The sequence below is a fragment of the Bacillus sp. JNUCC-21 genome (genome assembly GCF_041222765.1).
Classification (GTDB): Bacteria; Bacillota; Bacilli; order Bacillales; family Bacillaceae; genus Bacillus; species Bacillus velezensis.
The window spans coordinates 1777783-1791225 of sequence record NZ_CP166019.1 but is presented as its reverse complement, the minus strand read 5'-3'; the positions used below and the strand labels follow the sequence as shown (position 1 = coordinate 1791225).

At 50.2% G+C, this 13443-nt stretch carries 1 protein-coding gene; it reads right to left on the bottom strand.

Features of this window, described 5'->3' with window-relative positions:
* Window positions 1-15 precede the first annotated feature (15 nt).
* Entirely contained in the window at window positions 16-13443 is a 13428-nt protein-coding gene (locus JNUCC21_RS08990; protein ID WP_369878747.1) for an SDR family NAD(P)-dependent oxidoreductase, read from the bottom strand.

The window sequence follows — 13443 nt, the reverse complement described above, 5'->3', positions numbered from 1 at the left end:
CTTCCCACTCCTCTCTCATTTAAATGCTTTCCAAAACATTTTTTTCGCAGGAAGCTCTTGTTTCTCCGCTAGTACGTCAGGTTCTTTTACCAGAGCCTTACGTCTTAATGACGGTACCGGCAGCGGCTTTCTTTTCATTCGGGTATCTTTTTCTTCCCAAGCTTCCAGAATGACGTGGGCGTTCGTTCCGCCGTCGGCAAAGCAGTTGATGGCTGCTGACGGTCTGGCTGCATCCCATTCGCCGGCTGTTTTATGAAAATGAAAATCTGTCTTTGTTATATCAAAATGCGGCATCGGTTCGTCTCCTGAGAGAAACGGAACCGTTTGTTTATGCTTCAGCATTAATACGACTTTAATGAAGCTTGCGATGCCTTCTGCGCAAAGCGGATGCCCGATGTTCGGCTTAATTGACCCGATGCCGAGCGGAACATGCTGGCCAGAACGGTATACGGATTGAATCGCCTTCAGCTCAAGCAAATCAGTTACAGCGGAACCCGATCCGTTTGCTTCGATATAACTGATGTCTTCCGGCTTTTTGCCGCTTTTGAAAAGCGCGCTTTGCATGACATCTTTTTGCGCCTGCATATTAGGAGCTGACGGGCCTGCCGTTCTGCCGTCATTGTTCATGGCGGCGGCCTTAATGACCGCGTGTATCGTGTCGCCGTCTTTTTGCGCCTGGCTTACTGTTTTTAACAGCACCATGCCGACGCCTTCACCGAGGACAACTCCGCCTGAACGCTTGTCAAATACGTGAAATGCCGGCTTTTCGTTTAACAGCCCGCGCTCTTGGAACATCCGGTGCGCCGCATCCGTGTTCAGCAGGCTGACGCCGCCAACTACCGCCGCTTTGATATCGCCGCTTCTCAGTGCCTGAACGGCCATGTTCATTCCTGTCAAAGCCGATGAACAAGCCGTATCAAGCACGATGCTCGGCCCGCGCAGATCAAAAAATTGCGAAACATTTGCCGCTAAATAATTCTGCCCGCCCGCAACGATCGGGTTGCGGGTATTCGCAAGAATTTCAGGATCAGGCTGATGCTGGCTTCGGCCTCCGATATACACACCGGCCTCTATACCCTTGATTTCTTCACGGGAATAGCCGGCATGGCACCAAAGTTTCAAGCTCTCTTCCAACACCGCCAATGCCTGAGGGTCCATCGCTTTCGCGTCGTTTTCCGGAATGAAAAAGAATTCGGAATCAAAGTGATCCATATTGTCAATCAATCCCGCAACGTATTGATTTGCATATCCGAAACGTTCCGCTGGGACGGAGCCGATTGCGGACCTGCCGCTTCTCAGCAAGTCCCAATATTGTTCTAACGATTCCGCTCCCGGAAAACGGCAGCTCATTCCGACGACGGCAATGTCTTCAGTTACGGCATCACGCTTTTGTTCAGTATGAACCGTTTGTACGGCAGCCGGAGCCAAGATTTCTGTATCAGGTTCCTCCCTTTCTGCAAGCAGCGGCTGCCCATTGGATACAAGCCATTCGGCAAACGCGTCAATCGTCGGATGTTCATATAAAACAGACGGATCTAAGTCCTCTTTGAGCGCTTGATTCATTTGCTGTAAAAGCTGCGCTAAAATGATCGAATCAACCCCGTAATCCTGAAACGGTTCGTCTGTTTCCAGCTCTTCCGGAGCGATTTTCAGCTCATCGGAAAACAGTTTCACAAGCCACGCCTTCGTATCAAGAAGCAGTTCTCTGTCTGAATGTTTTTCAGCGGCTTTGCCGGTTATTACGGCTTCAGTCTCTTTTTGTTTTTTCTCTTGACAGAGCAGCCTGTCAGGATGCCATTCGCTCCGATCAACGATAGCCGGCAGAACGGACGGGCGGATGTTTTCAGATAAAATACGATCCAGCAAGTCAAGTCCTTCCGCGTTGGACAGTCCCAGCAGCCCGGTCTGCTTCAGGCTTTCTGTGCGGACTTCACCCAATCCGGTTTCCTTCCAGTTCGGCCATTGAATGCTGACTAACGGATATTGATGCTGATGAGCCGCCGCGAAATAATCCATGTACGCATTTGCCATCGCATAATCCGACTGTCCCGCCGCGAGCGCCGGAACGACTGCAGATACTGAAGAAAATAAGACAAAAAATTGCAAAGGATCATTTGTGAAAAGGCTGCTTAATGTTTGAAGCCCTGCGACTTTCGGTTCCAGCACTTCTTGTATGTCGTCGGCAGTCTTTCTGATAAATGCCGGATTTACTGAATTAACCGATCCCGCACAATGAATGACGCCGCCGATCGGTCCCATCGTGCGCCGGATCGTTTCAATTTCCGCTGCCGCCGCATCATGATCAGACAATTTCAGACTGATCACCGCCACTTGCACTCCTTTTGCTTCAAGCTCTTCAATCGCCCGTATCTTCTCTTTCAGCCTCGTATTAACGGCTGACCGTTTATGACGGGGAGGAATCGGCTCCCTGCCTGTCAGCACTACTTTTTTCACGCCGTGTTTTTCTGTGAAATGGCGGGCGCATAAGAGACCCAGTCCCCTCGTGCCTCCGGTAATGAAAAGCACATGGTCTTCAGGAAACGGTGCGGGCTTATGTTCTGCTCGCTTCCCGCTTGGAATCTCCCTGAATAAAGCACGGTATCTCTGTCCGTTTCGGCGGCAGATTTCCGGTTCTGTGCTGTCCGCCGAAAATTCATCTGCAATCTGTTTGGCAAGCGTCTGCTGATCCGTATCTGTATCGGCATCCATGTGTCTGGACGTCACGTTTTGATACTCATTTTGAAGCATTCTGTACAGGCCGCTTTTTGCCGCTCCTGCAAGTTGAATCGTTTTCTGCTGAAATGGCTCCAAGCCTTTTGTTACATATAGCAGCGTCAGCGGCCGCGCCTGCCGGCGGCTTGTATCAATCAGAGTCTGGAGCCGGCTGATCCCGTCCAGTGAAGGGTCTTCGTCTCCGCATCCCGTCAGATCGATTGCGCCATCTATGTGATTCCAATCGCTAGCTGCAGTGTCAGCCGAATCGACCGGGAGAATGAATGAGTCAGTGAAATGCTTTGCAGTCTCTTCGGCTAGCTCCGCTGTTCTTGCATCAGCCAGAATCATGACAGTCCTGCCGCTTTTCTCACCGGCCGAATCGATCTCACACGGAACCCATTGCTTTTCTAAAAGCACAGCCTCGCGCCGGTCTTCTGTTTCCTGCGGTACGGCTTTCGGCTCAGGCAGCCAGTACGGCTCCTTCGCAAACGGATAAGCCGGCAGACTGATTCTGCGGGGTTTTTCGCCTTGATAGAGTCTGTCCCAGTCCATCTGGAGCCCTTTGGCCCACAATTCCGCTATTTTGGCGTATTTTTTCTTATCGAACCATGACCTCACAAGCTGCTTCAGGTCATCGTCCGTTTCAAATGCTTTGATTTCTTTTTTAGCCGTTTTGATATGGGCTTCATATATCCCTTCACCCGTATTTCCGTTTACAAAATCGGTTAAACGGCTGATCAGTTCTTCTCTCGAACCGGCTGTAACCGCAAGACGGTAATCCATCGCATCACGCCCGGTTTGAAGCGTGTACGCCATATCTGAAAGATTGATATTCTGATTGGCTTTTGCAAATTCGATCACAGACTCGGCATAGGTTTTTACCTGGGGCGCTTTTTTCGCCGACAGCACAAAAATGTTTGTCTCATCAGGCTTACGGCTTCCCCGGTCTTTCGGCTGATACTCTTCGATAACGAGATGAGCGTTTGTGCCGCTGTAGCCGAATGAGCTGACACAGGCCCGCCGCGGTGCTCCGCCTGTTTCCCAAGGTTTGAGTTCGGTATTGACAAATAAAGGCGAGTCATCGAAATCAAAATGTTCATTCGGCGTGCTGAAATGTAGGGTCGGCACAAGCTGCTGATGCTTCATCGACAGCAGAACCTTCTGGACGCTTGCTACACCTGCCGCCGCCGACGTATGCCCAATATTCGATTTAACCGAACCGATGGCGCAAAATTGTTTGCGATCCGTTTTTTCCTTAAATACAGAAGACAGGGCTTCTAATTCAATCGGATCCCCCTGCTTTGTGCCGGTGCCGTGCATTTCCGCATAGGTGATGCTCTCAGGGTGGATGTTGTGCGCTTCATACACTCGGCGCTCTAAATCCATTTGGCTTTTCGCGCTTGGTGCGGTAATGCCGTTGGTTTTTCCGTCCTGGTTAATTCCAGATCCGATAATGACTCCGTAAATATGGTCTTGATCGGCTTCCGCATCTTTCAGCCTCTTCAAAACGAGCGCCCCCGCGCCTTCGCCAGGCACAAATCCGTTCGCACTGTTATCAAATGCTTTACATTGGCCGTCAGGAGACAGCATTCCTGCTTCACACATGCTGATGTATGATTCAGGCGTTAAATACAAGGTCACACCGCCGACAAGCGCCATGTCAATTTCATGATTCAACAGCGCCTGACGCGCCAAATGAGTCCCGACGAGAGATGAAGAGCATGCCGTATCGATCGGAATGGCCGGCCCTTTCAAATTGAGATAATAAGGCAGGCGGGCCGCCGCGATGCTGAAACTGTTGCCCGTCGCGCTTCCTCCTGTCTGATGTTTGTTTAACATCATGCCGTATTCATTGTTCATAATCCCCAAATAAACGCCGCAATTTTTCCCGTTTAATTCTTTTGAGCTGTAACCCGCATCTTCAAAGGCTTTAAAACCTTCCTGTAAAAATATCCGGTGCTGCGGGTCCATAAGTTCCGCTTCAGACGGAGATATATTAAAGAACAGCGGATCAAACTCTTCAATGCCGTCAAGCATACCGATTGATCTGCAGTATACTTTGCCCTTCTTGTTTAAGGCCGGATCATAGTATTTGTTTACATCCCAGCGGGAAAGCGGGATGTCGCGAATGGCGTTTTTCGCACGGGCTAAGTTGTCCCAATATGTCTTTAGGTCCGGCGCATCCGGGTACTTGCCCGACATGCCGACGATGGCTATCGCGTCCGCTATCTCGTCTTTAGGCTCCCGTTTGGCCTGCACCGGTTCAGGTTCCTTTTGAACCGTTAATCTCTCCGGCTCGGCAGGTGTTTTCTCCTGCGGGGCATGTTGCTGCGTAAGCGGCTTTGGACGTACGGGAACCGCCTGTTTTTTTCTGCCGCGGACGGACGGCTGCGTACGCAGAAAATCGGCAAATTGGCGGATTGTCGGATAATCATACACTTTCGTTACGTTACAGTCCGTGCCGTACCGTTTATTGACGGCCTTTATCCATTCAAGACCGGTAATCGAATCCATACCCAAGTCAATAAAGGCCTCATCAATATCTACTTCATGCCGCTCCATGTACAATACATCAGCCAGTGCTTTTGATAACTCGTCATGCACCGCTTCAATCGGTTCTTCCGGTTCGGCGGAAGCTGCCGTTTCAGACATCGCCTCCAGAATATCCGCTTCTGCTTGTGTCACATGCTGCTTATGAGCGTTTAAAGGCTGCAGCATGATGTTTGACGGTTTTTTCACGGCCTCTGTTTTCTGCGGTTCGGTTGCTTCCTCAAGGATCGGTTCTGTCCCGAGCTCTTTTTGCAAGAAAGCCGCAAACTGGCGGATTGTCGGATAATCATATACTTTCGTCACCGTAAGGGACGTGCCGTATGCTTTATTAACAGACTTTATCCATTCAAGACCGGTAATTGAATCCATGCCGATATCAATAAATGTGTCGTCTGCGTCGATATCGTCGGCATCCATATATAAAACGTCTGCCAAACTTTCGGTCAATACGGCACTTACTTTTTCAGCGGAAACCGCCGGACGGGAAGCGGGCTGTACGGTTCTTTTCGGTTTCGCGCCGCTCAAAGTCTGCAGTGTAATGTTTGACGGTTTTTCTTTGACAGTCTCCTCGTGAAGAGTTGTTACTTCAATGACCGGTTCCGGGGCGGCCGCCGGTGCGATCGGCGCAGACTGTGTTTCGGCCGGTCTTTTGACAGCTGCATCAGCTGATGTGTCGATCCAATAACGGTCTTTTGCAAACGGGTAGGCCGGAAGACTGATTTTTTGCGGTCTGCCCATTTGATACAGCTTATCCCAATTCAGCGGAAGGCCCTTCACCCAAAGCTCTAATACCTTTGCGGCTTTGCCTTTTTCAAGCCACGCCTCAATGGTTTTTTCCATGTCCTCATCAGCCGTAAACAGCGCCATCGTGTCTTTATTCTGTTTGACTTGTCCGCGGTAGAGCTGGTCAATTGACTCCTTGCCGCCCGTAAATTCGTCAAGCTTCTCTTCAAGCTCGCGCAAATTGCTGACAATCATTCCGAGACGCTCTTCCATCGGTTCACGTCCGACTTGAAGCGTATATGCGATCCGGCTCAGATCCGCTTCCCGGTAACGCCCGCTCCGCAGTGCATTAAGAAGACGTTTCGCCCGTTTTTGAAGCCGTTGCTCATTTTTCGCGGAAAGGACGATCATCGACGGATGAGGCGCGGCAAAAGCCGTCTCCTTATCCTCATCAGCGGAATATTCTTCGATGACGATATGAGCGTTGACGCCGCCGGCTCCGAATGAGGAAAGCCCCGCGGTTCTCGGCAATTCTTTATTTACTCCGTTTTCATTTATGACCGGTCTTTTCCACTCTTCAAGCGTCTGCTGCACTTTAAACGGCGTAGCGAGAAAATCAATATTCGGGTTAAGCGTCCGGGAATGCAGTGACGGCGCAAGCTTCTTGTATTTCATTTGCAGCAGCACCTTCGTCAGCCCCGCGATGCCCGCCGCGCTTTCACAGTGCCCGATATTGGATTTCGCTGAGCCGATAGAGCAAAACTGTTTATCTTGTGTTTGTTCTGAGAAGACTTTTGTCAGACCCGTGATTTCAATCGGATCGCCGAGTGAAGTCCCGGTGCCGTGGGCTTCGATGTAGCTGACCGCCCTCGGATCGGTTCCCGCGTCTTTTAACGCCTGTTTGATCACCGCGGCTTGGGCGTTCGGATTCGGTACGGAATACCCGTTTGTTTTTCCATCATGGTTCACGGCCGTTCCTTTGATCAGGCCGTAAATATGATCACCGTCCGCTTTCGCTTTAGAAAGCGGCTTAAGGAGTACGGCGCCCACTCCTTCACCGGGCACATAACCGTCCCCGCCTTCTCCGAAACTTTCACATCTGCCTTTGCTTGATAAAAATCTGTTCTGGCCGAGCATCAAATATTTATTCGGATGAACGGATACATTGACACCACCGGCAAATGCTGCCTCGCATTCCCCGTTCCGCAAGCTTTGGCATGCCAGATGAATGGCTGTTAAAGAAGAAGAGCACATCGTATCCAGAGCCATGCTCGGGCCGTTAAAACCGAATACATAGGAAGCCCTGTTCGCGATTGATGACGGATTTCCGGTCAGCGCAAGCGATTTTCCGCGCGCCTGTTCTTCTGCTCCGTAAAGCTGATATTCCTCGTACATGACGCCGACGTAAACACCGACATTGGCGCCAAGCAAATCACCCGATTTTTCCGTGAGCTTTTTGCGCGTGTAACCGGCATCTTCCATCGTTTCGTAGACACATTGCAGGAATAACCGCTCCTGCGGGTCCATCAATTTTGCATCCCGGGGCGAAATAGAGAAGAATTGCGGATCAAATTTGTCCACGTCTTTCAAAAATCCTCCCCATTTTCCGTACGTCTTGCCTTCTTTATCTTTATCAGCGTCGTAATAAAGACTGTGATCCCATCGATCGTTTGGAATTTCGGTTATGCAGTCAGTGCCTTCACTCAAATTCTTCCAAAATTCCTGAAGATTTTCGGCCTGCGGATATCGTCCTGATATACCGATAATCGCGATATCTTCACGCTCTGTCAGCTGCTGATTTTTCCGCGTGTCCGGACGGACTTGCGCAAAGCCTTTTTTGCCTTCATTCCGTTTGAAAACGGGCTTTACTTTCGCTTTCTCAGACAGCGCAGGTTTGGCTGCAGGGGTTTCTTCTGTTTTCATCCCGGTCACTTCCAGCAGCGTGTCCCGGTGTGCTTTCATAAAATACTGCGCCAGCGATTCGATATTCTGGTACTCGAAAAACAATGTTTTTGACAATGAACCGAAGCTCTTTTCCAGCCGGCCCGTCAAATGCATAATCATAATCGAATCAATTCCGTAATCTTCCATAGGCGCCTTGGCATCAATTTTGCCGACAGGAAGTTTGGTCACTTCCGAAAGCACTTGTTTCAAGAAATGCTCCGTTTTTTCTGCAAGCATGTTCTCTCCGCCTGCTGTAAGACCCGCCGGTTCTTCGGTTTCGCTGCCCTTATCCGGCTGATCATCCGCTGATTTTTTCAGAAACGCCCGGATTTTTGCGGCGTAGCCTTCCGTCACCATGACTTGGGATGTGTTTGCCGCCCACCCGCAGTACAAAGCCTGAATGCCGTTTTCTGTTTGCATAGGGACCATGCCGCTTTCTTTTGTCAGCATGGCTTCCGTTTCAGCATCAACCGTCATGCCGCCGTCTTTCCAAAGCGGCCAGCAGATTGAAAGGGTGTGTCCATAGCGTTCATTTCGGGCTTTTTTACGGTTTCTTTTTTCACTGAAGGCGTTCATAAACGCATTGGCCATCGCATAATCAGCCTGGCCCGCGCTTCCGGCGCTTCCGGCTCCGGAAGAGAAAAGAATCAGAAAATCAAGCTCAATGTCCTTTGCCGCTTCATCAAGATGAACCAGTCCGGAGACTTTCGGCGCCAGTACATCACGGATTTCATCTTTGTGTTTTTTCAGAATATAGTTGTCTTTTATCGTTCCGGCGCTGTGTATGATACCGTTTAATCCGCCGTACTGCCGGCAGATGTCCGCTGTGAGCGATTGAACTTCTTGTTTTTCCGTCATGTCCATTTGTTTGTACACGGCTTGCGCGCCGAGATCGGACAGTTCTTGAAGCTGGGCTTTTTTACGGTTATCCAACAGAGAACGCCCCGTTAAAATAAGAACGGCGTCTTTTGCATGCCGGGCGATTTCTTTGGCGAACAAAAATCCGAGACCGCCTGCACCGCCTGTGATCAGATAAACACCTTTATCCTTCCACGGCTTTTTGGCGCCGAACTGTTCAAGCCCTGTTTCCTGCCATTGTGCCGTATAGCGCCTGCCGTTTTCATAGCGAATATGCTTGTCATCAGGATGAGCGCTGCATTCTTTTACATATCGTGACAGCGTGTCTGCCTTGACGTCCGGCTCCAATTCAATCAGCTGGCCGGTCAGGTTCGGGTTTTCAAGCGCCGCTGTTTTCAAAAGCCCCGTTAAGCCGCAAAGGAGCTGCGTATCCGCTTCTTGAGGCATGACAATCTGAATGAGCTCGCGCCCGCCGGAATTTGAAGCGAGGATTTTCTTCACTTCTTCGAACGCTTGAAGCGCACAAGCCTCAAACCGTTCGTCTTCACTCTTATGCTGATCACGGAACACATGACAGCTGAAGTCTGTCTGTATGCTGTTCATTTGATCCGTAAACCGGTCAGATATCATCACGTGACGGGCTTTGAAATGGATCGGCGCTTTTTCATGTACAGCGGCCTTCTCTTCCCATACGTGTTCAAAATATAGTGTATCTGTTTTATCCGTTTCAATTTCCCGTGCGGAATAACCAGTTATTTTCACACATACATTGCCTTGTTCGTCACATACATCAATATCCAGCTTCTGCACGGCATCTTCAGCCTTGCTTTCGCCGCTGTACGCAATGGATACCCACATATCGCTTTTACAGCTTTTCAACACATCAATCTGTTCGAGAGCAAACGGCAGCATCGGGCGTATGTCAGTCCCGTCTCTGTCAAGCATTAACCCGATTGTCGCGTGGAAGGCCGCATCCAAAAGGCTCGGATGGAGGACAAACTGATCTTTTGTATGAGAAATAGATGACGGGAGTGAGAGCTTCGCGAGCACTTTGCTGTCTTTTGCATAGATTTCCGTGACCGCTTTGTGAGCATCCCCGTATTCAATCCCCATTTGTTTGTATGCCTGATAGCAAGCGTCAGGTGTGATCAGACGGCATGACTCTTTTAATTTGTCAATCTCGATTTTGGCCGGTTCGCCCGCTCGGACAAACGCCGCGCTTCCTTGCGCATAGAGAACGGGCTCTTGTTCCGAGGAAGCCGATTCACTGTAAACCGTAAATCCCATCTTCCCATTTTCTTCGTCATAAAGACGGAGATACAGTTCTGCGGACTCATCCGCCGCTGTAAACGGACGTATCCATACGACATGTTTCAGACGGACTGTTCCTTCTTCCTTCGTTTCTGCCGCGTGTTCAACAGCCGCCCTAACCATTTCCAGATAAGCCGCGCCCGGTAACGTCCGCTCGTTTTTGACGACGTGATCTTTCAGGTAAAATTCTCCGCCGCTAAACGCAGAGCGGAAACGGACGCCTGACATGTTTGATACATTTTCATGCAGGAGCGGATGCAGCATGCCTGCATTTTTTTGCGGCAGAGATTCTCTATTCTCCGCCTTCGGCACCCAATACCGTGTTTTTTCAAACGGATATGTCGGCAGGCTGACCCGATTCGGTTTGTTTTCTCCGTATAAGAGATTCCAATCCATTGTTCCTCCGCCGGCCCACTTCTCAGCAATCATCTCCAGACTTCCGGAAGAAAACCATTTATGTATCAAGTCCGGAGCAAGCTCTGCCTGTTTGCTTTTATCAGCTCGGTTCCGCCAGCACCCGCTGACCGTTTTACCTGCCAGAAAGCCTTCCAGCCGCTCTTTGAGCTGTATCATATTCTGTGCGGTGAAAACAACCCGCTCCTCCATCTGTTCACGGCCGATCTGAAGTGTATACGCCGCATCCTCAAGCGGCAGGCCGGGATGAATAAATGCAGACAGCTTCGCAACGTACTCTTTTAGCCGTTCTTCATTCCGGGCTGAAACCGGAAAAATGAATGTCTGTTCTTCCGCCGGTTCAGCATTTGTTTCGAGTGATTCTTCCGGAATAAATTCTTCCAGAATGAGATGCACGTTTGAACCTGTCGCCCCGAAAGAACTGATGCCTGCACGCCGGGGATATACGGTTTCGTTTCCGTTTTCCTTCACTGAAGGCTGCTGCCACTCTTCGGTATGATGCTGGACGTAAAACGGTGATTGTTCAAAATCTAAATACGGATTCAGCTCCTCGGAATGAAGAGACGGCACCAAAGTTTTATGGTGAAGCTGCAGGGCAACTTTGCTTAAGCCGCTGATGCCCGCCGCCGATTCCGCATGGCCGATATTGGACTTCACTGATCCGATCGAACAGAACTGTTTGTCCTGTGTGTACTGGCGGAACGCCTTGACAAGGCCTTGAACCTCAATCGGATCGCCGAGAGAAGTTCCCGTCCCGTGCGCCTCAATATAACTGACCGTGCGCGGATCGATGCCCGCTTTGTCCAGGCATTCTTCAATCAAATCGGCCTGCGCGACAGGACTCGGCACGGAAATTCCGCTCACTGTCCCCACGTGATTGACGGCACTGCCCTTTATCACCGCATAAATCCGGTCTCCGTCTTTTACCGCCTCTCGCAGCGGTTTTAATAAAACGGCACCGATTCCTTCAGCCGGTACATAGCCGTCTCCGTCTTTCCCGAATGTATGACAAACCCCGTCTGTTGAAAACATGTCCCATAAACCGTATGTCAGATATTTATTCGGATGGAGCGACAAGTTGACGCCTCCGGCAACCGCCGATTCACATTCCCCGCGCCGAATGCTTTCCGCAGCAAGGTGAACCGCAGTCAGCGAAGATGAACAGACCGTATCGACCGCCATGCTCGGCCCGTGAAAATTGCAAAAATATGAAACTCTGTTTGCAATTTGCGCATAATTAAGAGAAAGCGGGAATACATGATCTTCAGAAGAAGCTTCAGCCCCGACCAACGTATAATCCTTATGCATCACCCCTGCGAAGACGCCGACGCGCTGTCTCTTATTCCGTCCGCGCGCCTCTGCGAGCGACTTCGGCGTATAGCCGGCATCCTCAATCGTTTCCCAGCAGGTTTGTAAAAACAGCCGTTCCTGAGGGTCCATTGTTTCAGCTTCCCGCGGCGTAATCCTGAAAAATTGAGGATCAAAGCAATCCGGATCATCGATAAATCCGCCCCATTTTGAAATGCTCTTCCCGGAAGGCGACTTTACATTTTCAAACCGGCGCCAGTCCCATCGAGACTCCGGAATTTCGGTGACACAGTTTTTTCCTTCTTTCAGGTTTTCCCAGAATTCATGAATATTTTCGGCCTGCGGATAGCGGCCGGCCATGCCGATAATCGCGATATCTTCATCTTGCGGAACACTGCTTTTCCGCCTGTTTTCTGTTTGCGGCTCAACCGGCTTCGCCATTTTTGCCGGAGGCGCGCTGAAATGGCTCCCGTACTGCTCAGTCAGGAAAGCCGCCAGCTCTGCTGCCGTCGTATATTCAAACAGCAAAGTCGGAGAAAGGGTTTCGCCGATTTTTTCGCTGATCGTTTCGACGACGTCAAGCAGTCCGGACGATGTCAGCCCCATTTCATAGTAGCCGACTTGAGAATCAATCTGTTCAAGCGGCTTGCCGATTTTTTCCGCCATCAGATTCATGACATACCGTTCTGCTTCCTCATGCGGGTGTCCGCCTTCAAGCGATGCCGCAACTTCCGGTAAACCGGCTTTTTCAGGAGACTTCTCAGCAGTCTTTCGTTCTGTATTGATCAGCTCGGCATCCCGCACGAGCTTGCTTGTGAAATCTTTCAGCTCGGCTACTTTTCGGCCGGATGTGTTAAAAAACTCCAGTGTAATGTAAATGAGCTCCTTTTCCTGCCGAAGCGACGAACGTTTGATTCTCGTGATGCAGCCGGCCTGCAAAGGTTCGGAAGCTGAAAAAGATTCGTAGAAAAGAGGCAGAAACAGCCTCTTTTCCCCATTTAACAGCGATGAGATCAATAGGTTTGCGCCGACGCCGCTTCCGTCAAGGAGAGTCGGATGGAACAAAAACCCCCCGGCCTGTCCCATCGCGTCTTTTCCGAGCGATACATCAAAGATGACGCCGTCCCGCTCCTCAAACACTTCTCCTTCTGCTTTCATATATCCGCTGTGAACCAATTCCTGGCTTCTGCATTGTGCATACAGCTCATTTAAATCGATGGTGCGTTCCGCCTCGCGTTTGACAGAGTCAAGATCAAGCGTGTCACTGAAAATTGCGGGTGCCGTCTCGTGCATTTCCGCTTTGACGTAAATGCGTTCTTCCGGCTGGACTCGTCCGCCGCTGACCTCAGTCCCTTTTGCGGTAAGTTTCCAGCGCCCTTCTTTTACCTTTGTACATTCAACCGTAAGCTTGACGGCGCTGTCTTCTTTCGCAATAAGCGGCTGATATATGGATAAATGGCGCAGCTGAAGCCCGTCGTATGAATAGCCGCGCTCTTTGAAAATCTGATAAAACATATCAATATAAGCCAATCCCGGAAGGACTTTTTGTCCGTAAACGTCATGATGTAAAATAAACGGATTTTTCAGCGATAAAGTGATTTGCTTATTGAAGTTCTTCAC